19 protein-coding genes and 1 riboswitch are annotated in these 22,206 nt (G+C 70.1%); of the genes, 8 read left to right on the forward strand and 11 right to left on the reverse strand.

Annotated elements, in window-relative coordinates; all coding sequences use genetic code 11:
- Positions 1 to 8 precede the first annotated feature (8 nt).
- The 4 genes from AVAK2825_RS10340 (at position 9) to AVAK2825_RS10355 (ending at position 5,442) form a co-directional block, all read left to right on the forward strand.
- The gene (locus AVAK2825_RS10340) at positions 9 to 2,843 is read left to right on the forward strand and encodes an ATP-binding protein (RefSeq protein WP_284397585.1); all 2,835 of its coding nucleotides are present in this window, start codon (positions 9 to 11) and stop codon (positions 2,841 to 2,843) included.
- A gap of 14 nt (positions 2,844 to 2,857) precedes the next feature.
- Positions 2,858 to 3,301, forward strand: a complete 444-nt coding sequence (locus tag AVAK2825_RS10345) for a GNAT family N-acetyltransferase (RefSeq protein WP_284397588.1) — start codon at positions 2,858 to 2,860, stop codon at positions 3,299 to 3,301.
- A 297-nt stretch (positions 3,302 to 3,598) separates the two neighbouring features.
- Positions 3,599 to 4,690, forward strand: a complete 1,092-nt coding sequence (locus AVAK2825_RS10350; RefSeq protein WP_284397671.1) for a GGDEF domain-containing protein — start codon at positions 3,599 to 3,601, stop codon at positions 4,688 to 4,690.
- Complete coding sequence (locus tag AVAK2825_RS10355; RefSeq protein WP_284397590.1) at positions 4,687 to 5,442, forward strand: SOS response-associated peptidase; 756 nt, start codon at positions 4,687 to 4,689, stop codon at positions 5,440 to 5,442. Before AVAK2825_RS10350 ends, AVAK2825_RS10355 begins: the two co-directional genes overlap by 4 nt.
- A 60-nt stretch (positions 5,443 to 5,502) precedes the next feature.
- Here AVAK2825_RS10355 and AVAK2825_RS10360 read toward each other — a convergent pair whose 3' ends face one another.
- The 7 genes from AVAK2825_RS10360 to AVAK2825_RS10390 all read right to left on the reverse strand — a co-directional run bounded on the left by AVAK2825_RS10360 (position 5,503) and on the right by AVAK2825_RS10390 (position 14,366).
- The gene (locus AVAK2825_RS10360) at positions 5,503 to 6,399 is read right to left on the reverse strand and encodes an alpha/beta hydrolase (RefSeq protein ID WP_284397593.1); all 897 of its coding nucleotides are present in this window, start codon (positions 6,397 to 6,399) and stop codon (positions 5,503 to 5,505) included.
- Between the two features lie 152 nt (positions 6,400 to 6,551).
- The gene (locus tag AVAK2825_RS10365) at positions 6,552 to 8,048 is read right to left on the reverse strand and encodes a M20 family metallopeptidase (protein WP_284397595.1); all 1,497 of its coding nucleotides are present in this window, start codon (positions 8,046 to 8,048) and stop codon (positions 6,552 to 6,554) included.
- A 79-nt stretch (positions 8,049 to 8,127) separates the two neighbouring features.
- Positions 8,128 to 9,348 carry a GGDEF domain-containing protein gene (locus AVAK2825_RS10370; protein ID WP_284397597.1) on the reverse strand — a complete coding sequence of 407 codons (1,221 nt, stop codon included), beginning with the start codon at positions 9,346 to 9,348 and terminating at the stop codon, positions 8,128 to 8,130.
- Positions 9,349 to 9,508: 160 nt separating this feature from the next.
- Complete coding sequence (locus tag AVAK2825_RS10375; RefSeq protein ID WP_284397600.1) at positions 9,509 to 11,485, reverse strand: methyl-accepting chemotaxis protein; 1,977 nt, start codon at positions 11,483 to 11,485, stop codon at positions 9,509 to 9,511.
- Positions 11,486 to 11,858: 373 nt separating this feature from the next.
- Positions 11,859 to 12,443 carry a methionine biosynthesis protein MetW gene (gene metW / locus AVAK2825_RS10380; RefSeq protein WP_284397602.1) on the reverse strand — a complete coding sequence of 195 codons (585 nt, stop codon included), beginning with the start codon at positions 12,441 to 12,443 and terminating at the stop codon, positions 11,859 to 11,861.
- On the reverse strand, positions 12,440 to 13,639 hold the full coding sequence (metX, locus tag AVAK2825_RS10385) for a homoserine O-acetyltransferase MetX (RefSeq protein ID WP_284397605.1): 1,200 nt from the start codon (positions 13,637 to 13,639) through the stop codon (positions 12,440 to 12,442). Before metX ends, metW begins: the two co-directional genes overlap by 4 nt.
- 160 nt (positions 13,640 to 13,799) lie before the next feature.
- Complete coding sequence (locus AVAK2825_RS10390) at positions 13,800 to 14,366, reverse strand: TMEM165/GDT1 family protein (RefSeq protein WP_272566381.1); 567 nt, start codon at positions 14,364 to 14,366, stop codon at positions 13,800 to 13,802.
- Between the two features lie 9 nt (positions 14,367 to 14,375).
- Positions 14,376 to 14,568: riboswitch (yybP-ykoY riboswitch) on the reverse strand.
- Between the two features lie 229 nt (positions 14,569 to 14,797).
- Between AVAK2825_RS10390 and rbp (AVAK2825_RS10395) the strand changes: the two genes are divergently transcribed.
- Both rbp (AVAK2825_RS10395) and rbp (AVAK2825_RS10400) read left to right on the forward strand, forming a co-directional pair.
- Entirely contained in the window at positions 14,798 to 15,181 is a 384-nt protein-coding gene (rbp, locus tag AVAK2825_RS10395; RefSeq protein ID WP_284397609.1) for an RNA-binding regulator, read from the forward strand.
- A gap of 250 nt (positions 15,182 to 15,431) precedes the next feature.
- On the forward strand, positions 15,432 to 16,001 hold the full coding sequence (rbp, locus tag AVAK2825_RS10400; RefSeq protein WP_284397612.1) for an RNA-binding regulator: 570 nt from the start codon (positions 15,432 to 15,434) through the stop codon (positions 15,999 to 16,001).
- Positions 16,002 to 16,127: 126 nt separating this feature from the next.
- Here rbp (AVAK2825_RS10400) and AVAK2825_RS10405 read toward each other — a convergent pair whose 3' ends face one another.
- The 4 genes from AVAK2825_RS10405 to AVAK2825_RS10420 are packed head-to-tail and all read right to left on the reverse strand — an operon-like array spanning position 16,128 to position 19,193.
- Positions 16,128 to 16,919 (reverse strand): SDR family oxidoreductase, encoded by a 792-nt coding sequence (locus AVAK2825_RS10405; protein ID WP_284397614.1) that lies wholly within the window; start codon positions 16,917 to 16,919, stop codon positions 16,128 to 16,130.
- Positions 16,920 to 16,966: 47 nt separating this feature from the next.
- Positions 16,967 to 17,584, reverse strand: coding sequence for an LPS export ABC transporter periplasmic protein LptC (gene lptC / locus AVAK2825_RS10410; protein WP_284397617.1), 618 nt, complete (start codon positions 17,582 to 17,584; stop codon positions 16,967 to 16,969).
- A complete protein-coding gene (locus tag AVAK2825_RS10415) occupies positions 17,581 to 18,192 on the reverse strand; it encodes a KdsC family phosphatase (RefSeq protein WP_284397619.1) in 612 nt (203 codons plus the stop codon). The genes lptC and AVAK2825_RS10415 overlap by 4 nt, the downstream gene beginning before the upstream one ends.
- Positions 18,192 to 19,193, reverse strand: coding sequence for a KpsF/GutQ family sugar-phosphate isomerase (locus AVAK2825_RS10420; protein WP_284397622.1), 1,002 nt, complete (start codon positions 19,191 to 19,193; stop codon positions 18,192 to 18,194). Before AVAK2825_RS10420 ends, AVAK2825_RS10415 begins: the two co-directional genes overlap by 1 nt.
- A 58-nt stretch (positions 19,194 to 19,251) precedes the next feature.
- Here AVAK2825_RS10420 and AVAK2825_RS10425 point away from each other — a divergent pair, with 58 nt between their 5' ends.
- Positions 19,252 to 21,237: a monovalent cation:proton antiporter-2 (CPA2) family protein gene (locus AVAK2825_RS10425; protein WP_284397626.1), complete on the forward strand. Its 1,986-nt coding sequence runs from the start codon at positions 19,252 to 19,254 to the stop codon at positions 21,235 to 21,237.
- Between the two features lie 131 nt (positions 21,238 to 21,368).
- Complete coding sequence (locus AVAK2825_RS10430; protein ID WP_092742468.1) at positions 21,369 to 21,923, forward strand: adenine phosphoribosyltransferase; 555 nt, start codon at positions 21,369 to 21,371, stop codon at positions 21,921 to 21,923.
- Positions 21,924 to 22,206: the final 283 nt, after the last annotated feature.

The following is a 22,206-nucleotide window of genomic DNA, read 5'->3' on the forward strand; positions in this document are numbered from 1 at the left end:
GCGCCCCCATGTTCCACCTGCAAACCCTCGAACTCGTCCACTGGGACTACTGCCAGCGCGTGGCCCTGCCGCTCGATGCGTCCATCATCACCATCGCCGGGCCCAACGGCTCGGGCAAGACCACGCTGCTCGATGCCATGCGCACCCTGCTGGGCCTGCGCTGCTCCGCCCCGCGCGACTACCGCACCTACGCGCGCCACGCCGGCGCGCAGACCGCCTGGCTGCGCGCCGTGGTGGACAACCGGCCCCAGGGCCGCCAGACCTCCAGCCGCCCGTTCGCGCGGCGCCTGCTGTACGGCGACCAGGTCACGCTCGCCTGCCGCATCGACCGCAACGGCGGCGACTGGCAGCGCCGCTACTGCCTGCTCGACGGCGACGTGGGCATCGAGCAGCTGCGCGACACGCCCGAGAAAGACCTCGGGTTCATGGGCGTGGAGGCCTGGGGCCGCGTGTTGGGCGCGGCGGGCCTGTCGCCCGCCATCGCCCGCGTGCTCTCGCTGGAGCAGGGCCAGACCGACCGCCTGTGCGAATTCAGCCCGCGCGAGCTGCTGCGCCTGGTGTTCGACGTGTTCGGCGACCAGCAGGTGCTCGATGCCTACGACCAGGCGCGCGAGCACCAGCAGCAGCTCGTGCGTGAGATGGCCCAGGCCGAGCGCGAGCTCGACCACGGCCGCGCGCAACTGGCCGAGCTGCAGAACCGCGTGGCCAGCTATCAGAGCTGGCAAATGAAGGTGGCCGAGCGCGAGCGCCTGGCCACCGAAGTGCTGCCCGTGCTGGCCTGGCACGGCGAGCGCGAGGCCCTGGCCAAGCAGGCGCGCGAGCTGCGCCGACAAAAGACCCAGCACCGCAGCGCCCTGGCCGACCAGGCCGTGCAGAACAAGCGCCTGCTCACCCTCATCGAGGAAAGCGCCCGCGCCCAGTCCGACGCCACCCGGCTGCTGGCCGAGCGCGACGAGGCCCGCACCGCGCTGGACGACGCCACGCGCCACGAATCGCCCCTGGAGCAACTCGCCAAGCGCGAACAGGAGCTGCTGGCGCTGGTGGACAAGGGCAGCAACGCTGACGAGCTGCAGGCCCACCTGGCCCGGCTGCAGGCCGAAGAGGCCGAGGCGCAGGACGAGCGGTCGGCCCTGCAGCAGCGGCGCAAGCTCGCGCAGCAGGCCCTCCAGGCCCTGGAAGGCCAGCACCTGCCGCCGCTGCCGCACGAGGTGCAGCAGTTCCGCAAGCGCCTGGTGGCTCAGGGCATCGGCCACCGGTTCGTGGCCGAGGTGGTCGAGGTGGCCGACGAGCAATGGCGCGCCGCCATCGAAGGCGTGCTGCGCGGCCACCGCTGGGTGGTGCTGCTGGACAAGGACAGCGACCTGGCCGAGGCCTACGAGATCGGCGAGCGCGAGCGCTACCGCCACTACCTCGTCGGCCCGGGCGAGAAGGCCTTGAAGGGCGATCCGGGCACGCTGCTGTCCCACGTGCGCTTCACCGCGCCCGTGCCGCGCTGGCTGGTGCAGCAGATGCAGCAGCTGCGCTGCGTGGCCGATCCGCGCGAGGGCAAGCGCCTGGGCGGCACCTGGATCACGCCGCAGGCCTACATGCACGACGGGCGCGGCGCCCGTTCCATGTGGGTGGAACCGCGCGAGCACCAGTTCGGCGCCGCCGCCGTGCACGCCCGCCGCGCCGCCGCCGAGCGCGACGCGGCCCAGATCGATGCGCAGCTCGCGCCCGTGCTGGACCGCGTGCTGGCGCTCAAGCGGCAGATCACCGACACCCGCCGCGCGCTCGAAGGCCACAGCGCCGCCGAAGAGCTGGCGCGCCGCAGCGACGAGTTCGCCCAGGCGCGCGAGGTGCTGCCCGCGGCCAGGCAGGCACGCATCGCCGCCGCCCAGCGCTGGCAGCGCCTGGACACCGAAGCCACCCGCGCCCACGACCGCCACCGCGCCTTCGCCGACGAGCACCAGCGGCTGGAGCAGCAGCTGCAGCGCGCCCGCAGCGACAGCGACCGCGCCGCGCACGAATGGACCGCCCGCCGGCGCAACCACGTGGCCGCGGCGGGGCACAGCCAGCGCCAGCGCCACGGCTTTCCGCCGCGCTGGATCGCCCCGGCCACGCGCGAGGCCCTGGTGGACGAATACGTCAACGACACCCAGGCCCGCCTGCGGCTGCAGTCCGTGGAGCAGGAGCTGGAACACAACACCTGGGAGCAGGACGCCACGGTGGAGGAGCGCCACCGCCGCATGGAGACCACCGTGCGCGAGCAGACCCTGAGCCTGTCGGACCACCAGGCCAAGAATGCCCAGGCCGGCACCGCCGTGCACAACGCGCGCGAGAGCTACATCGAGGTGCTGCGCAGCACCGTGCGCCGCTACCGCAAGAACATCCAGGAGCTGGGCGCCCTCGCTGGCGTGGAGGTGGCGGCCGACCTGCCGCTGCTGGAGAACGACGACACCGTGCTCGCGCAGGCGGGCCTGAAGGTGCACTTCGCGTTCGACGGCAAGGGCAGCATCGGCATGAACGACGGCGAGGCCTCGGGCGGCCAGCAGGTCATCAAGTCGCTCATCCTGCTCGTGGGCCTGCTCAAGGACGAGGAAAGCGGCTCGGGCGGCTTCGTGTTCATCGACGAGCCCTTCGCCCACCTGGACGTGCGCAACATCCAGCTGGTCGGCCACTTTCTGCGCTCCACCCAGGCGCAATACGTGCTGACCACGCCCATCACCCACAACCTGGAAGTCTTCGAGCCCGCCGAGATCACCCTGGTGACCAGCAAGAAACCCCAGGGCTCGCGCTGGGCCCCACCCATCGCCGTGGCCAAGCGGCGCGGCGTGCCGGTGCTGGAGCCGGTGCCCGCATGAAAGATGCCATTGCCATGACCCAAGACCCCGCCGATGCCCTGCAAATCCAAAGGCTTCTGCCTGCGCAGTGGAAGGACGCCCATCCGGTGATGGCGCAACTGCGCGCGCTGGACGAGGCCGAGTTCCTGCGGCGCGTGCGCCAGCAGTCGTGCGCCGGCTATGAACTCGTGGGCGCCTACCAGGGCGGCGCCTTGGTCGGGGTCATGGGAATGCGGCCCGTGCAGACCCTGGCGCGCGGGGCCTACCTGCATGTCGATGACCTCGTGGTGGATGCCGCCGTGCGGGGCAGCGGCGCCGGCCGGGCGTTGATGGCCTACGCCGAAGCCGATGCGCAGGCACGCGCCATGGCCCTGGTGTTCCTGGACGCGCGGCCCGAGGCCATCGCGTTCTACGAGCGCGGGGGCTATGCGCTGCACCCCGCACCGTCGATGAAGAAACGGCTCGCGGCCGTCCCCTGACAGCGACAGGGCAGGGCCCGCGTGGCAAGGCCGGGCCAGAGGGATGGGTGTAAACCCTCCCATGGCGGGTGGGCGCGCGGGCGACAGGACTCCTAGAATTCCGCAGGCACCATCGGTGCTGGCCCACCCGGCGGCGCCGTGGGCCGCCCGATGGCCGGCCTGGCCTGCGACCCACTCCAAGGAGACCCCTTGCCGCCACGGCTTGCGAGATGGCGCGACCGCGCCCTGTTCCCGACCCCGTCCCGCGTGCTCGATGGGCTGCTGGGCACGGAACGGCGCCTGCGCGTGCGATCGGCCATGGCGGGACTGGCGGGGCTGCTCATGCTGTGCTGCGTGGTGGCGATGCACATCGTGGCGCGGGCGGGCATCGCGGATGCGCAATGGGTCCGCTGGTGGACGCTGTTTTGCATCTCGGGCCTGATCGGGGTGTTCGCGCTGATCCGCAGCGGGGTGTCGCGGCGCTTTCGCGACCCTTCGCTCACGCTGTTCCAGATGCTCTATGCCGTGGCCTGCAACGCCGCCGCCTTCGTGATCGCGGGGCCGGCGCGGGGCATCACGCTGCCGATCCTGGCGGTGATTCTGATGTTCGGGATCTTCGGTCTGTCCACGCGGCAGATGGTGGGGGTGCTGTTCTATTCGCTCGCGGCGTTCGGGGCCGGGGGCGTGCTGCTGGAACTGCGCGAGGACCTGCACCAGGGCCCCGCGATGGCCGCCGCCTACGCGATCATGATCCTCGTGGTGCTGGTGGGCAGCACCTTCCTCACCACGCGGGTGCAGGCCACGCGCCAGCAGCTGCGCCAGCAAAAGCACGATCTGGCCGAGGCGCTGGAGCACATCCGCGAGCTGGCCACGCACGATGAGCTGACCGGGCTGCTCAACCGCCGCCACATGATCGAGCTGATGCGGCTGGAGCAGCGCCGCACCGCGCGCAGCGGGCATTCGCTGGTGCTCGTGCAGCTGGACCTGGACCATTTCAAGGCCATCAACGACACCCACGGCCATGCGGCGGGCGACCGCGCGCTGCAGGCCTTCGCCCGCTCGGTGAAAGCCAGCGTGCGCGACTCCGACGTGCTCTCGCGCTGGGGCGGCGAGGAATTCGTGCTGATGCTGTGCAACACCCAGCCGGCCGATGCCAGCGCGCTGCTGGAGCGGGTGCGCCGCACCGTCTCGGCGCTGCGGCTCACGCACCCGGGGTCGGCGCCGATCCACCTGACCGTCTCCATCGGCCTGGCGCAGCACGTGGTGGGCGAGTCGATCGAGCAGACGCTGGAGCGGGCGGACCGCGCGCTCTATGCGGCCAAGGCGCAGGGGCGCGACCGGGCGGTCTGGGCGGCCCCGTGCGAGGAAGGGGCGGGGGCGGCCGGGGCCGCAGGTACGATCCCCGGATGACCACGCGCTACGAGACCCTGCCCCTGCCCGAAACCTACCGCGAGGCCTTCGGCGTGGAGCCGCCGGACACGCGCGGTGAACGCTACGTGAAGCCCCGCAAGCCCGGCTTCTTCATCCGCGCCGTGGCGCCCCCGCCGGGCGATACCGAATCGGCGGCGGGGGCAGATCCCGATGCCGGTTCCGATGCCGCTCCCGATGCGGACGGCGCCCCCCGGCTGGCACGCGAACTGGTGCACGCCCAGTGGGGGCTGGTGCCGCACTGGGTGAAATCGGCCTCCGACGGGCGGCTGCGCGCCCCCAAGCTGGTGAACGCGCGCTCCGAGACGGTTTCCACCGCCACGCCGTTCCGCGAGGCGTGGCTGAAAGGCCAGCGCTGCATCGTGCCCATGGCGGCGTTTTTCGAGGACGACTGGCGCAGCGGCAAGGCCGTGCCCACGCGCATCGCGCGCGTCGATGGCCTGCCGATGGCCGCGGCGGGCCTGTGGGCCCGCTGGACCGGCCCCGAGGGCGAGGAGCTGGTCAGCTACACCGTGCTCACCGTGAACGCCAACAGCCATGCGCTGATCCACCGCTACCAGCCGCCCGGCAGCGAAAAGCGCATGCCGGCCCTGCTCAACGAGGGCGCCTACGGTGCCTGGCTGTCGGCCCGGCCGGAGAAGGCGCGGGAGTTCATGCGCCAGTACCCGGCCAACTGGCTGCTGGCCAACCCGGTGGAAAGCAAGGCCGACAAGGGACCTCCCGCTTTCCTGTGACCCGGCCCCGCCGCGGTTTCTGCAGATTGCTATTAAAAACATAGCAATATGCCCTAGTGGTTATTGTGCTGGAGCCCGATTTTGCGCCAAGCCGCTGGCGCGAGGGCAGCGGGCGTCCAGCCATTGCTGCAAGGCCGCGAACACCGGCGCGGCGTGCTCCGGGCTTTCCTTGAACAGCTCGTGGTACGCCAGGGCGAACTCCTGCGCGTGCACCACGCCCGGCGGGGCGGCCCGGGCGAAGGCCCGGCTGCCGGCGGGATTGACCAGCCGGTCGGCGCCCGCCCACATCAGCAGCGTGGGCACGCTCCACTGCGCGGCGCGGGCCACGACGGCCGGGCCGGTGTAGGCGATGAAGCGCGCGAGCCCGGCGCCGACGCGGTCGTGGCAGCGCGGGTCGGCGCGGTAGGCCGCGACGACGGCGGGGTCGTGGGACAGGTGGGCGGGGTCGATCCCGGTGGCCAGGCGCAGGTTCGGCAGCACGCGGGGCAGGGTGGCCACCAGGAACTTCTGCGTCCAGCTCAGGCCCGGGTCCAGCGCGGGGGAGGAAAGCACCAACGCATCCACGGGGCGCAGCGCCTGCGCCACGAAGTCCGCCGCCACCAGCCCGCCCAGGCTGTGGCCCAGCAGCACCAGCGGCTGGCCGGGTGGCATGCGGGCCCGGGTGGCATCGACGATGTCGGCCAGGTCCACCATCAGCCGGTTCGGGGGCGTGAGGGCGCCGCGCAGCCCGCCCGATTCGCCATGGCCGTACTGGTCGTAGCCGCGCACGGCAAAACCCCAGGCGTTCAGCCGCCGGGCGAGCCGGTTGTACCGGCCCACGTGTTCGCCCAGGCCGTGCACCAGCAGCACGGTGGCGCGCGCGTCGGCATGGGGCAGCGGCCAGTCCTGCAGGGCGAGGTTCTCGCCATCGGCGGCGGTGAAGGGGCTGAGGGTGGAGGGGGCGTCGGGATCGACCATGCGATGGGGCGGGGGCTTGTCGGAAAAGGCGCGCCATGGTGGCGCGCGCGGGAAAGGGGATGGGCGCGGCCGGCGTCAGCCCGTGCGCCCCGCGCCGGGGCGCGGGCGGGTTCTGGCGATGGCCGCGGCCACGGTGGCGGCGGGCAGCGGCTTCAGGCGGCCGCGGCCGGGCTGTCCTGCGCGCCGGCGGGCGGCAGGCTGGCGATGACCTGCGCCACGGCGGCGGTGAGCTTCTTGGCGTAGGGCACGTGCAGGAACTCGTTGGGGCCGTGCGCGTTGCTCTTGGGGCCCAGCACGCCGCAGACCATCATCTGCGCTTTCGGGAAGCCCTGGCTCAGCATGTTCATGAGCGGAATGGTGCCGCCCTGGCCGATGTAGCCGCACGGCGCGCCGAAGTGGGCCTGGCTGGCGGCGTTGAGCGCGCCCTCGAACCACGGCGCGGTGTTCGGCGCGTTCCAGCCGCTGGCCGCGCCGCCGCCCTCGAAGGTGACCTTGGCCTGGTAGGGCGCGTTGTCCTCCAGCAGCGCCTTCATCTCCTGCACGCACTGCGCGGCGTCCACCAGCGGGGGCAGGCGCAGGCTGAGCTTGAAGGCGGTGTAGGGGCGCAGCACGTTGCCCGCGTCCTTCAGGGCCGGAAAGCCCTCGGCGCCGGTCACGCTGAGCGTGGGCTCCCAGGTGCGCTTGAGCAGGGCCTGCACCGGGTCGGTGGTGGTGGGCAGCGCGAAGGTGGTGGAGCCGCCGCAGTCGTAGTGCGCCCAGGGAAAGCGCTTGTACACCTCTTCGCCCAGGATGCCGGCGGTGGCGCGGGCCTGCGCCAGGCGGTCGGTGGGCACGTCGCAGTGGAAGCTGGCGGGCAGCAGGCGGCCGGTGGCGCTGTCCTCGAGCCGGTCCAGCACCTGCCGCATGATGCGGAACGACGAGGGCACGAGGCCTGACGAATCGCCCGAGTGGATGCCCTCGGTGAGGATCTCCACCTTGAGCGTGCCGCTGGCCATGCCGCGCAGGCTGGTGGTGAGCCACAGCTGGTCGTAGTTGCCGGCGCCGCTATCGAGGCAGATCACCAGGGCCACGCTTCCTAAGCGGCTGCGCAGCAGGTCGATGTAGGGCAGCAGGTCGCCTGAGCCGCTTTCCTCGCAGGTCTCGATCAGGCCGACGATGCGCGGGTGCGGCACGTTCTGGCGCTTGAGCTCCTGCACGGCGGCGATGCTGGCATACACCGCGTAGCCGTCGTCGGCGCCGCCGCGGCCGTAGAGCTTGCCGTCCTCGTACTTGGGAGTCCAGGGCCCCAGGTCCTTGCGCCAGCCCTCGAACTCGGGCTGCTTGTCCAGGTGGCCGTACATCAGCACGGTCTGGCTCGACTGGGGCTGCGTGGCGGCCACCTCGAAGAACAGCACCGGCGTGCGGCCGGGCAGGCGCACGATCTCGAGCGTGAGGCCCGCCACCTTCTGCGCTTCGACCCAGTTCGCGGCATTGCGCAACACGCGGTCCAGGTATCCGAGCTGCTCCCAGTCGGGGGCGAAGCCGGGTGACTTGGCGGGGATCTCGATGTATTCGGTGAGCTGGCGCAGGATGTCGCCGTCCCATTGGCGGCTGACGTGGGCCAGGGCTTCGGCGGGTTGCAGGAGGTCGGGGGCGGTGCGGGCGTTCATGGCGGTTCCTCGGGGGCGGTCCAGGAAAAGATCCTGCCACCGGCCGCGGCATCCGGCGGGCGCGCCGGTGCGTTGCAGTTCACCGCTCCGGTGGAGGAAGGGTTTCCGGATTGTCGTGCAGTGCGGAGGCGGGCACCACCCCGCGCAAATCGCCCGCGACGGCAACGCGGTTGCGGCCGCTGCGCTTGGCCTCGTACATGGCGCGGTCGGCGGCGGCGATCAGCATGTCCCAGCTGTCGCCCTCCTCGATGCGTCCGCCGAACACGCCGATGCTCAGGGTGACCGGCACGGTGTGCCCGCCCAGGTCGAAGCGCGTCTGCTCGATCGCCCGGCACAGCTGGATCGCCAGCTGCCGCGCGCCGTGCAGCGGCGTGTCGGGCAGCACCACGAGGAACTCCTCGCCGCCGTAGCGCCCGATCATGTCCTGCGCCCGCAGGCGCTCGCCCATGGCATCGACCACGCGGCACAGCACCTGGTCGCCCACGAGGTGGCCCAGCCCGTCGTTGATGCGCTTGAAGTGGTCGATGTCCACCATCATGAGCGAGAGCGGCTCGCGCGTGCGGATGGCCCGGGCGATGTCGCGGTCCAGCGCGGCGATGGCCGCGCGGCGGTTGGCCACGCCCGTGAGCGGGTCGCGCGCGGCCATGCGGCGGTTGGTGTCGTCGGCGCGGTCGCGCGCCATGAAGATGAAGCCGAACGACGAGGCCTGCACGGCGATGAAGGTGGACAGGAACGTGGCGTGCTGCAGCCAGCCGCCCTGCAGCAGCCCGTTCAGCGGCATGGCGCCCGTGGCCGCGGCCACGGCGCGCACCACCAGCACCGACATCTGCAGCACGATGCCCAGCGCCACCAGGCCGGCGCCGCGCCCGGGCGATGGAAAGCGCCACAGCGTCCACAGCACCAGGGCCAGCTGCGCGGGAAAGACCACGCCCGCCAGCACCAGGCGCATTTCGTAGTCCTGCAGGAACGCCAGGAAGAGCGCCAGCGTGAGCACGACCGGCCCGATCAGCCGCCCCCAGGGCAGCGGGCGGCGGTGGAACTGGCACACGGCCGCCAGCAGGCAGGCGAACACGCTGGACAGCAGGCCGTTGGCGACCACGATGGAGAGCATGTCCGGCACGCGGCCGCGCAGGGCCAGCAGCACGTAGGCCAGCGACTGCAGCACCAGGGCGGCGGCCCACAGGCCCAGGCCGTCGCGGCGGCGCTCGTGGCCTACCAGCACCAGGCAGGCGGCCATGACGACGGAACCGATGACGGTCATTGCCAGCAGCGTGGGCAGATCGATGGCAAAAGTGGGCATGTCGGGTGCGGTGGGGCGTGCCGGCCAGGGCAGCTCGGGGGCCGCAGCATATACCACCGCACCGGCCGGCCGGTTGGCCCGGGTAGGGTGAATGGGCGCGGCAGCGCTGCGCGAGCGGCGCCGCCGTTGGCGCGCCGCTTGGCGCGGGGGTGTGTTCCGCTCAGCCCGCGGCGAGGGCGGGGCGCGCGGGCCGGGCGAGCGGCGCGGCCTGCGCCGTGGTCAGGCGGAACACCTGCACGGCATCCGCCAGCTGCGACGCCTGGTCGCGCAGGCTTTGTGCCGCCGCGGCCGATTCCTCCACCAGCGCGGCGTTCTGCTGCGTCATCTGGTCGAGCTGATTGACGGCCGTATTGACCGTGACGATGCCGTCCGACTGCTCGGACGCGGCGGCGGTGATCTCCCCGATGATGTCGCCCACCCGCTGCACCGAGCCCACGATCTCGCCCATGGTGCGCCCGGCGTCCTCCACCAGCCGCGTGCCGGCCTCCACCCGGGCCACCGAGTTGCCGATGAGCGCCTTGATCTCGCGCGCCGCCTCGGCGCTGCGCCCGGCCAGCGAGCGCACCTCGCTCGCCACCACGGCGAAGCCCCGGCCCTGCTCGCCCGCACGGGCGGCTTCCACGGCCGCGTTCAGCGCGAGGATGTTGGTCTGGAAGGCGATGCCGTCGATCACGCCGATGATGTCCGCGATCTTGCGCGAGCTGGCGTCGATGTCGGCCATGGTGGACACCACCTCGCCCACCACGCGCCCGCCGCGCTGGGCCACCTCGGCGGCCGATCCGGCCAGCTGGTTGGCCTGCCGCGCCGCATCGGCCGACTGGCGCACCGTGCCCGTCAGCTGCTCCATGCTCTGCGCCGTCTGGGCGATGCTGCTGGCGGCGTTCTCGGTGCGCGCCGACAGGTCCTGGTTGCCGGTGGCGATCTCGGCGCTGGCGGTGGTGATGCTGTCCACCGCGGTGCGCACCTGCTGCAGCACCTGCAGGTAGCGCTGGCGCATGCCTTCCACCTCGCGCACCAGGGCGCCCATTTCGTCGGCGCGGCGCGTCTCGAACGCCTGGGTAAGGTCGCCCTGCGCCACCAGCGTCACGGCGCCGGTCAGCTCGCGCAGCGGCTCGCTCACGCCGCGGCGCACCATCGCGAAGATGCCCGCGCCCACCACCGCCAGGGCGACGGCCATCACCAGCCACACCGCGCCCATCGCACGCCGCTGGCTGGCCAGCGCCTCGTGGTCGGACACCTCGGCCACCACCTGCCAGCCCGAGCCGGTCCGCAGGCTCATGGCCCACGGGTCCGCGCCCTGGGCGGGCAGCAGCGCGGCGGCCTGCGGCACGAATCCGTCGGCGCTGGTGTTCAGGGCGGCGAGGAAATCGGCCGCGCCCGGATAGGCCTCCAGCACCTTCTTGCCGCGCGCCGTGGGGTGCGCGACGAACACCGCATCCTGCGGGCCTTTGCGCGGATCGATCACGTACATGCCGCCGTGCTCGTAGAACTGCATGCTGGCCACCTGCTTTTGCATCTGCTCCTGGAAGGCCGACAGGTCGTTGCCCACGAACAGGATGGCGATCACCTTGCCCGCCGCATCCTTCACCGGCGCGTAGTGCGCCATGTAGGGCTTGCCGAACAGCATGGTGCGGCCCGTGTACGGCTGGCCCGCGAGCATGGGCGGGTAGGCGGGGCTGGCGCGGTCGAGCAGCGTGCCCTGGGCGCGCTCGCCCTTTTCGTTCTTCACCGAGGTGGTGATGCGGATGAAGTCCTCACCCTTCCTCGCGAACACCGTGGCCACGCCGCCCGTGTCCTGGCTGAACTTGTCCACCGTGCCGTAGTCGGCGTTCACCGCGATGCCGAAGCTCGTCAGCTGCCCGCTGGCCTCGTCCAGCTGCATGCCGGGATCGAAGCCGCGCTGGAACGCCTGGGCCGAGCGGCGCACCAGCTCGCGGTTGGCCTCGTCCACCGCGTTGAGCGACTGGCCCACGGCATCGACCGCATCGCGCACGCCTTCGGTGATCTGGGTGCGCGCGGCTTTCGTCGTGATGACCGAGATCGCGATGCTCACCGCGATCAGGGCGAGGGCGACGAGCGCCAACGCCAGCAGGGTGACACGGCGGGCAACCGATCGGGTGCGGACAGATGGGGTCATGGCGGTTTTTTTCGGGTTCGGTCGCAGGGGAGGGAGCAGGGGCGGATGCGCTGCGGAAGACGCCGGCCCCATCGTAAGCAACCGTAACTTTGGCAGGATGAAGGCATTCCTTTAAGGGAAAACCCTATGTATTGAAGGATTTAGCCTGCCTGGCAGCAGCGCTTTCGGCAGCGAAAGATGCCTTCAGCGCATTTTCTTCTAGGGCATATTGCTATATAAATAATAGCAATCGGATTTTCGTGCGTTTTGTAGCACTTGTGACACTTCTGCGGTGTCGGCCACCCGGTGCAGGGAAGCCTCGGGCACATGGGACAGCGCCCGACGCAGCCCCATGCCTCGGCAAGTCGCCCGCCGGGCCGCAGCCCCGTGCCCGTCAGGCGTGCTCGAAGTGGAACACCGCCGTGCCCGCCAGGGCGTTCGGCAGAAAACGCACCTCGCGGCCGTCCTGCAGGCCGAAAGCGTCGATCACGCGCAGGGCGTTCTTGTGCGCCAGCACCTCGAAATCCTTGAACGTGCCCACGCGGATGTTGGGCGTGTCGTACCACTGGTAGGGCAGCCGGCGCGTGACGGGCATGCGCCCGCGCAGTACCGACAGCCGGTTGGGCCAGTGCGCGAAATTGGGAAACGCCACCACGCCCGCGCGGCCCACGCGGGCCGTCTCGCGTAGCATCACCTCGGTGTTGCGCAGGTGCTGCAGCGTGTCGATCTGCAGCACCAGGTCGAACGAGTTGTCGCCGAACATCGCCAGCCCCTCCTCCAGGTTGAGCTGCACCACGTTCACCCCGCGGCGCACGCAGGCGAGCACGTTGGCGTCGTCGATCTCGATGCCGTAGCCCGTGCAGCCGCGCTCGCGCTGCAGGTACGACAGCATCGCGCCGTCGCCGCAGCCCAGGTCCAGCACCCGTGCGCCGTGCGGCACCAGCCGGGAAATCGCATGCATGGTGGCTTTCTCGGTCATGCGAACTCCTTGGCGATGCTGTCGAAATACGAGCCGACGACGCCCATGTAGCGGGCGTCGTCGAGCAGGAAGGCGTCGTGGCCGTGCGGTGCGTCGATCTCGGCGTAGCTCACGTCGCGGCGGTTGTCGAGCAGCGCCTTCACGATCTCGCGGCTGCGCGCGGGCGAAAAGCGCCAGTCGGTGGTGAAGCTCACCAGCAGGAACCGGGCCGTCGCGCGCGCCAGCGCCAGCGTGAGGTTGCCGCCGTAGGCGAGCGCGGGGTCGAAGTAATCGAGCGCGCGGGTGATCAGCAGGTAGGTGTTGGCGTCGAAATACTCGCTGAACTTGTCGCCCTGGTAGCGCAGGTAGCTCTCGATCTGGAACTCGATGTCCTGCGTGCTGTAGCGGTAGCCCGGCCCCGCGCCGGGCGTGCCTGGGGCGGCCGGTGCACCGCCGGCGGTGCCTGCCGGCAGCGTCTCCTCCATCACCGTCTGGCGCAGCTGGCGGCCGAATTTCTCGTTCATCACGTCGTCCGACAGGTACGTGATGTGGCCGATCATGCGCGCGATGCGCAGGCCGCGCTGCGGGATCGCCCCGTGCCGGTAGAAGTGCCCGCCGTGGAAGTCCGGGTCGGTCACGATGGCCCGGCGCGCCACCTCGTTGAAGGCGATGTTCTCCGCCGTGAGATTGGGGGCGCTGGCCACCACGACCGCATGGCGCACGCGCTCGGGGTACTGCAGCGTCCACGACAGCGCCTGCATGCCGCCCAGGCTGCCTCCCAGCACCGCCGCGAGCTGCTGCACGCCGATGCGGTCCAGCAGGCGGGCCTGCGCGTTCACCCAGTCCTCCACCGTGACCACGGGGAAGTCGGCGCCGTACACCTCGCCGGTGTCCGGGTGCGTGTCCATCGGGCCGGTCGATCCGAAGCACGAGCCCAGGTTGTTGATGCCGATCACGAAGAAGCGGTTCGTGTCCACCGGCTTGCCGGGGCCGATCATGTTGTTCCACCAGCCCTCGCTCTTGGGCTGGCCCTCGTACACGCCCGCCACGTGGTGCGAGGCGTTCAGCGCATGGCACACCAGCACCGCGTTGGAGCGGTCGGCGTTGAGCGTGCCGTAGGTCTCGAAGGCGAGGGTGTAGTCGCGGATGGCACCGCCGCCCTGCAGCGGCAGCGCGTCGGCGAAATGCAGGGACTGGGGCGTGGCAATGAAGGACATGAAAAAACCCGGCGTCGCTAAAAACGAGGCCGGGTCGGTGTGTCTGTCACTTGGCGGACGGGTCTTTAGCGGTATTTATAAAGCGCCCGCAAGCTATGCAAATCGGCGCGAGAGGCACTATACCAAAGCCCGGGCCCGCCGGCCATGGGCCCGTGCGCGTTCAGGCCGCGGGTGCGAAAAGCGCGATCAGCCCCAGCGCGAGGAAGATCACCGCCGACACCATGTGCACCGCGCGGATCGGCACCCGCCGCGTGATGCGCTCGCCCAGCCACACCACGGGCGCGTTGGCCAGCATCATGCCCAGCGTCGTGCCGGCCACCACCCACCAGTAGGCGCTGTAGCGCGCGGCCAGCATCACCGTGGCGACCTGGGTCTTGTCGCCCATCTCGGCCAGGAAGAACGCGATCAGCGTGGTGCCGAACACGCCAAAGCGCGGTGCGCCGCCCGATGCGTCGTCGTCCAGCCGGTCGGGGATGAGCATCCACACCGCCATCGCGATGAACGACAGCCCGAGACCCCAGCGCAGCACCTGCGGGCCCACGACGGTCGTCACCCAGGCGCCCACGGCGCCGGCCAGCGCGTGGTTGGCCAGCGTGGCGACCAGGATGCCGAGCACGATCGGCCAGGGCTTGCGAAAACGCGCCGCGAGAACGAGGGAAAGGAGTTGGGTCTTGTCGCCCATCTCCGCGAGGGCGACGATAGCGGTCGAAACGAAAAAGGCTTCCATGGGGGCAGGGAGTTGTCCGGCCGGACAGGTCGCAGAACATTGACTGCACCCCGACGCCGGCCTTTGGGATCGGTGTGCAGTCAATGGTCTCGCCCAGTTCCGATGGAACCGCATGCACCACAGGCCGCGCAGGCCCGAGTTTGTTGATGCATGCCCCCGTGCGGTCTGTGCGCCGGGCGGGCTACTCCCCAAAGACGGGCCGATTGTAACGATGCGCTTCCAGCCTTCGGGTAAATACCCAACGAAAACGTTGCAGACGCGCCAATTTTCGTGCTTGGACCCCGAATAGATGGTTAATAATGGGCCTTGCCTTTCTGCCAAGCAGGAACGCAAGTAGCGGTGATTGGTCGGTTTCGCGTCTTTGAAGTCGTCACAGGTTTGTTGATTGCGTCGGGCTCCATCGCGTTTTCTTGTTTTTTTAGGAGTCCTTCATGGGCAACAAACTCTACGTGGGCAACCTGCCCTATTCTTTCCGCGACGACGACCTGCAACAAACGTTCAGCCAGTACGGCGCCGTGCAAAGCGCCAAGGTCATGATGGAACGTGACACCGGCCGCTCCAAGGGTTTCGGCTTCGTCGAAATGGGCAGCGATGCCGAAGCGCAAGCCGCCATCCAAGGCGCGCATGGCCAAAACTTCGGCGGCCGTGACCTCGTGGTCAACGAAGCCCGTCCGATGGAACCCCGTCCCCCCCGCAGCGGTGGCGGCGGCTTCGGTGGCGGCAACGGCGGTGGCGGCGGCTACGGCGGTGGTGGCGGCCGCAGCGGTGGTTTCGGCGGCGGTGGTGGCTACGGCGGTGGCCGCAGCAGCTACTAAGCTCACGCTGACAGCATTCCAAAAAAGGGTCCTTCGGGGCCCTTTTTTCATGGCTGAGCCAGCGCGTTTGGCCCGTGTCCGGCACCTTGCTTTTTTGCGGAATTTATGGCCCATAATGCATCGGCGAGATATTTTTCGCGTCGACGTTTGCGGGGATCCGTCAGTTTCGCGCATGGGACATCTTTGTGATTCACTGGCTGCGTTTTCGGGACTCCATCGCTTTATCAATGTGTTTTTGAGGAGTCCCGTAATGGGCAACAAACTGTACGTCGGCAATTTGCCGTACTCGGTGCGTGACAGTGACCTGGAGCAGGCCTTCGGCCAATTCGGAGCCGTGACGAGCGCCAAAGTCATGATGGAGCGCGACACGGGCCGCTCGAAGGGCTTTGGCTTCGTCGAGATGGGCAGCGACCCTGAAGCGCAAGCCGCCATCCAGGGCATGAACGGCCAGCTTCTGGGCGGCCGCAGCATCGTGGTGAACGAGGCGCGTCCCATGGAACCCCGTCCCCCCCGCAGCGGCGGTTTTGGTGGCGGCGGTGGTGGTGGCGGCTACGGCGGTGGTGGCGGCGGCGGATACGGCGGCGGCGGTGGTCGCAGCGGTGGCGGTGGCTACGGTGGCGGCCGCAGTGATGGCGGCGGCGGTGGCTACGGTGGTGGTGGCCGCGGCGAAGGCGGCGGTGGTGGTTATGGCGGCGGCGGTGGTCGCGGCGATGGCGGTTTCCGCAGCCCCTACGGCTCCGGTTCGCGCAATGGCGGCGGCGGTGGCCGCAGCGGTGGTGGCGGTGGCGGCTACGGTGGTGGCGGCAATGGCGGCTACTGATCCTCTCCCGCAGCGAGAGCCCTTCCCATCCGTGAAGGCTTCTCGCGCAACAAAAAAAGGCCCCTTGTCAGGGGCCTTTTTTGTGGGCGCCGCCGGCTGGAACCCCGAGGCGGGCCCTGTGCCCGGTCAGTGCGGGGCGCCGTTTTTTTGTCGGTGCTTTCTCGGGCGGCCCGACAGCAGGTGGTCGAAAAGCCCGTTCGGCAGCACACGCAGCAGCTTGGCCACCACACCCATCTGCCAGGGAATGACGCGGTAGCTCGCGCCCGCACGGATCGCGGCGAACGCGCGGTCGGCAAAGTCCCCGGGCTGCATCAAGAAAGGCATGGCGTAGCGGTTCTGCCGGGTGAGCGGGGTGTCGATGTACCCAGGGCACAGCGTGACCACCCGCACCCCCGACGAACGCAATTCGCCCCGCAGGCTTTCGCAGTAGCTGATGACCGCCGCCTTGCTGCCGCAGTAGGCGCCGTGGCCGGGCAGGCCCCTGATGCCGGCGACGCTGCCGATGCCCACGAGCGCCCCGCTGCCGCGTTGGGCCATCGCATCCACGAACGGCTGGAACGTGGCCGCCATGCCGATGTTGTTGGTGGCGAAGGTGCGTGCCATCACGTCGATGTCCTCGCGCACGGCGGTGTCCATGCCAACGCTGATGCCCGCGTTGGCGATGACGACGTCGGGCACCCCTTGCCGGGCCATGCAGTCCTGGCCCGCCGCCACGATGCTGTCGGGCTGCGCCACATCGGCGCTATAAATTTGATAGCTACCTGCCGGGATGTTGCTTGTGCTGGCCCACGATTGCATCTCTGCCGTGCGGCGGGCCACCAGCGCGAGCCGGTAGCCGGCCCGGTGAAAGCGCAGGGCGAGCGCCTGGCCGATGCCGCTGGATGCGCCGGTGATGAACACCAGGGGGCTGGAAGGCATGGGGGCTCCTGAGGGATGGTTAGGCATCGTGCGCCGTCCAATGCCGGTCACTTGCCGGGTGGCGGCATCAGCATGCCCTTCACGCGGCCCTGCAACTGCATGATCTGGCTGAGGTTGTTGTAGTCCATGGTGTCGGCGGTGAACTGGTCCTTGCCCCGCGTCAGCGTGACCGGCTGGTTCGACTGCACCCGCTCGTCGTTGAGCCACGCGTGCAGGAACTCGCCCCGGAACTGCAGGCGCGGCAGCGGCTCGCGCCCGGGCCGCACCAGGGGCTCGCGGGTGACGATGGCGTTGCCGAACAGCTGCACCTCGGAGCCGTCCGCATTGGTGAGCGCGCGGTCGGCCGTGGCGATGGTCAGGCGGCCATCGGGCGCGACCGAGCGCATGTGGGCCTTGTCGATCTCCAGCGTGTCGGTGTCCAGGTAGTGGCGCGCGAAGTCGCCGCGGACATCGCTTTGCAGCCGGCCGGTGGCATCGAAGCTCTTGACCGAGAAGGTCTTCATGAAATAGTCCGGCTCGTGCGTCGGCGGGCGCTCCTGCACGGGCTTGACCGGCGTGGGCGCGTTGCGCACCAGCCACCACGTGCCCAGCGCCATGAGCCCCATGAGGGCCACAGGCAGGTAGATGGACAGCCGGTCCCAGCCCCGGCGCAGCGTGGCGATCATGCGGTATAGGCCTCCAGCAGTTGGGCATAGCGGCCACTGGCCACCAGCAGCAGGTCGCAGAACTCGCGCGCCGCGCCGGCCCCACCCGCTGCGGCGGTGACGTGGTGGGCCACCGCACGGGCCTCGATGTGGGCATGGCAGGGCGCGCAGGCGAGGGCGCAGCGGCGCATCAGGGGCAGGTCGGGCCAGTCGTCGCCGATCACGGCGGCCTGTGCCCAGTCGAGTCCCAGTTCGGCCAGGATGGATTCGGCGGCCGGGCGCTTGTCTTCGGTGCTGAAGCGGGCATGCACCACGCCCAGGTTCTTCAGGCGCAGGCGCAGCGCGGGGGCATCGCGACCCGTCACCACGGCGGGGGTGATTCCGGCCTTTTGCAGCAGCTTGATGCCGTGGCCGTCGAGCGTGTGAAAGCGCTTGAGCGTCTCGCCGGCTTCGCTGAAGTACAGGCCGCCGTCGGTGAGCACGCCGTCCACGTCGAAAAACGCCACGCGCACGCCCTGCGCGCGCAGCAGCAGTTGCGCATCGAACTGCAGGGCGGGCCGCAGAGGCGGCAGCGGCTGGATGGCGGGCGTTGCCGCACCGGCCGTGGCGCGGGTGAGGGGCTGGTCCATCAGATGACCTTCGCGCGCATCAGGTCGCCGATGTGCACCACGCCGACGAGAAGGCCGTCCGGATGGGCCACCAGCACGCTGGTGATGGCGTGGCGCTCCATCATTTCGGCGGCGTCCACGGCCAGCGCGTCGGGGGCGATGGTGCGCGGGCCGGGGTGCATGACCTCGCCCGCGGTGGCGCCGCGCAGTTCCGCGCCGGCTTCGATGCGCCGGCGCAGGTCGCCGTCGGTGAAGATGCCGAGCACGCGGCCCGCACCGTCCACCACGGCCGAGGCGCCCAGGCGCTTGGCGCTCATCTCGCGCATGAGTTCGCTGAACGATGCGCCGGGCGCCACGCGCGCGATCTCCTCGCCCGAGCGCATGACGTCGCTCACGTGCGTGAGCAGCTTGCGGCCCAGGGCCCCGCCGGGGTGGGAGCGCGCGAAGTCTTCGGGCCGGAACCCGCGGGCGTCCAGCAGGGCGACGGCCAGGGCGTCGCCCATGGCCAGCTGCGCGGTGGTGCTGGCGGTGGGGGCCAGGTTGAGCGGGCAGGCCTCGCGGTCCACGCTGCAGTCCAGCACCAGATCGGCATGGCGCGCCAGGGTGGACTGAAGCCCCCCTGTCATGGCCACGAGCGGCACGCCCAGGCGCTTGAGCACGGGCAGCAGCACGGTGAGCTCGGCGCTTTCGCCGCTGTTGGAAATGCCCAGGACCAGATCGCCCGGCGTGACCATGCCCAGGTCGCCATGGCTGGCTTCCGCAGGGTGCACGAAAAAGGCGGGCGTGCCGGTGGAAGCCAGGGTGGCGGCGATCTTGCGGCCGATGTGGCCGCTCTTGCCCATGCCCATCACCACGACGCGCCCCGTGGTGGCGAGCACGCGCTCGACGGCGCTGGCGAAGCTCGCGTCCACGCGGGCCGACAGGCCGGCCAGGGCGGCGGCCTCGATATCGAAGGTTTCGCGGGCCAGGCGCAGCGCCTGGTCGGCATGGAAGGGCGCAGGCGCGGCGGGGGCGGAAAGCATGCGCGGATTCTATCGGCCGGACCATGCGCCTGCGCCGCGCCTGGGCTAGCATCCGTGCATGTCCTCACTTGCCTTGACGTTGCTCTACCTGCTGGCTGCCGTGCTGGGGGTGGTGGCGTGCCGCAGCCTCAAGCTGCCGCCGATGCTGGGCTACCTGGCGGCGGGCATCCTGATCGGGCCCCATGCGCTGGCGCTGGCCCAGAACTCCGAAGGCGTGCGCCATCTGGGCGAGTTCGGCGTGGTGTTCCTCATGTTCGCCATCGGCCTGGAGTTCAGCCTCTCCAAGCTGCGCGCCATGCGCCAGTTCGTGTTCGGCCTGGGGCTGATGCAGGTGGCGCTGACCATGGCGGTCACCATGGCGGGCGTGCTGCTGCTGTCGCGCTACGTGGGCGGCATCTGGGACATGGGCTGGCAGACGGCGCTGGCCTTGGCCGGCACGCTGGTGATGAGCAGTACCGCCATCGTGGTCAAGCTGATGGCCGAGCGGGCGGAGCTGGAGAGCGAGCACGGCCGCCGCGTCCTGGGCATCCTGCTGTTCCAGGACCTGGCCGTGGTGCCGCTGCTGGTGCTGATCCCGGCGCTCGGCTCCCGGCCGGACCAGCTGTTCGTCGCGCTGGGCCTGGCGCTGCTCAAGGCCACGGTACTGGTGGGCGTGCTGCTGGCGGGTGGCCAGCGGGTGATGCGCTGGTGGCTCACGCTGGTGGCGCGCCGCAAGAGCGACGAGCTGTTCATGCTGAATCTGCTGCTCATCACGCTGGGGCTGGCCTGGCTGACCGAGACGGCGGGGCTGTCGTTGGCGCTCGGGGCCTTCATCGCCGGCGTGCTGGTGTCCGAAACCGAATACCGCCACCAGGTGGGCACGGACATCCGGCCCTTCCACGACGTGCTGCTGGGCCTGTTCTTCATCACCGTGGGGATGATGCTGGACTGGCACATCCTGCTGGAGCGCTGGGCGCTGGTGCTGCTGCTCCTGGTGGTGCCCCTGCTGGTCAAGGCCGGCGTGATCCTGGTGCTGGCGCGCGGCATGGGCGCCACCACGGGCGTGTCGCTGCGCACGGGGCTGTATCTGGCGCAGGCGGGGGAGTTCGGTTTCGTGCTGCTTTCGCTCACGCAGGAGCACGGGCTGGTGCAGCCCGCGCTGATGAACCCGATCCTGGCCGCGATGGTGCTGTCGATGCTGGCGACGCCGTTCCTCATCCTGTACAGCAACCGCATCGTGATGAAGCTGGTCGCCAGCGACTGGCTGCAGCAGTCGCTGCAAATGACGACCATCGCACGCAAGTCGATCAACACCAGCAAGCACGTGCTGATCTGCGGCTATGGGCGCTGCGGCCAGAACCTGGCGCGGATGCTGGAGCGCGAAGGCATTCCCTACATGGCGCTGGACCTGGACCCCGACCGGGTGCGCCAGGCCGCGGCGGCCGGGGATTCCGTGGTGTACGGCGATGCCACGCGGCTGCAGGCCCTGATGGCGGCCGGGTTGGTGCGCGCCAGTGCCGTGGCGGTGACGTACCTGGACATTCCCGCCACGCTCAAGGTGCTGGCCAACACGCGCGAGCACGCGCCGCAGGTGCCGGTGGTGGTGCGCACGCAGGACGACCAATACCTCGACAAATTGCAGGCCGCGGGCGCGACCGAGGTGGTGCCCGAGGCCATCGAAGGTTCGCTGATGCTGGCCAGCCATGCGCTGGCGCTGGTCGGCGTGCCCATGCGGCGCGTGCTGCGCCTGGTGCAGGATCAGCGCGATGCCCGCTACAACCTGCTGCGCGGCTACTTCCACGGGGCGGACGACGACACCGTGTCCGAGCGCGACCAGGAGCGGCTGGCGTCCATCACGCTGCCCCCCGGGGTGCGGCCGCTGGGCCAGGCGTTGGGGCCGCTGGCCCTGCATGCGATGGGCGTGCGGGTGGTGAACCTGCGCCACAAGGACGGCCGCATGTCGCAGCCGGACGATGCCATGGTGCTGGCCGAAGGCGACACGCTGGTGCTCTCGGGCCACCCCACGGCGCTGGCGCTGGCGGAAGACGCCTTGCTGCGGGTGTGAACGCCTGGCAGCCGCAAGCGGCTGCCCCGCCGATACACTGCATTCCTTCCCTTCTTTCCCTCCCCCGGCCTGGCGGCTCCTGTGCGGCCGTGTGCGGGCGGCCTTTTCCTTCCAGCTTTCTTCTCCGCGCCATGCAAGCCCTCAGCGTCAACGAATACCTTCGCCAGCACATCCGCACGGTGCCCGACTGGCCCGCGCCGGGCGTGCAGTTCCGGGACATCACCCCGCTGCTGCAGGACCCGAAGGTGTTCCGCGTGCTCATCGATGCCTTCGTGCACCGCTACATGGACCGGGCCCTGCGACCCGATGTGGTGGCCGGGCTGGATGCGCGCGGCTTCATCCTGGGCGCGGTCGTGGCCTACGAGCTGAACGTGGGCTTCGTGCCGATCCGCAAGAAAGGCAAGCTGCCCTTCACCACGGTCGAGGAAACCTACGAACTGGAATACGGCAGCGCCACCGTGGAGTTGCATGCCGATGCCGTGAAGCCGGGCGATCGCGTGCTGCTCATCGACGATCTGATCGCCACGGGCGGCACGATGATGGCGGGCAAGAATCTGCTGGAGCGGCTGGGCGCGACGGTGACCGAGGGCGCGGCCATCGTGGACCTGCCCGAGCTGGGTGGCTCGCAGCGTCTGCGGGACGCGGGCCTGCCGCTGTACACGCTGGTGGACTTCGCCGGCCACTGAGCGCGGGGACGGAAAGCCGCTGGCCGGGCCCGCCACGGCCCCTGGGTGGGCAGGCGCGATAAAATTAGCAATCATTCTCATCCGGCGGATTCGTTCCGGCGTTCGGCTGGAGACCGCCGCGGCGTGGGGCGTTGGCGCTGCTGCAGATGGAATGGCTTTTCTCGTTCGCTTCTTTCCTGGGTTCCGTCCGCTATGTCCCGCCTTGTCCCGTTCGACCCGCGCCGCTCCGGCCTGCGGGCTGTCTCTCTTTCCGCCCCCGGCCAGGCTCTGGCGCATGCCGGAC

The organism is Acidovorax sp. SUPP2825, from assembly GCF_030158995.1.
GTDB lineage: Bacteria > Pseudomonadota > Gammaproteobacteria > Burkholderiales > Burkholderiaceae_C > Paracidovorax.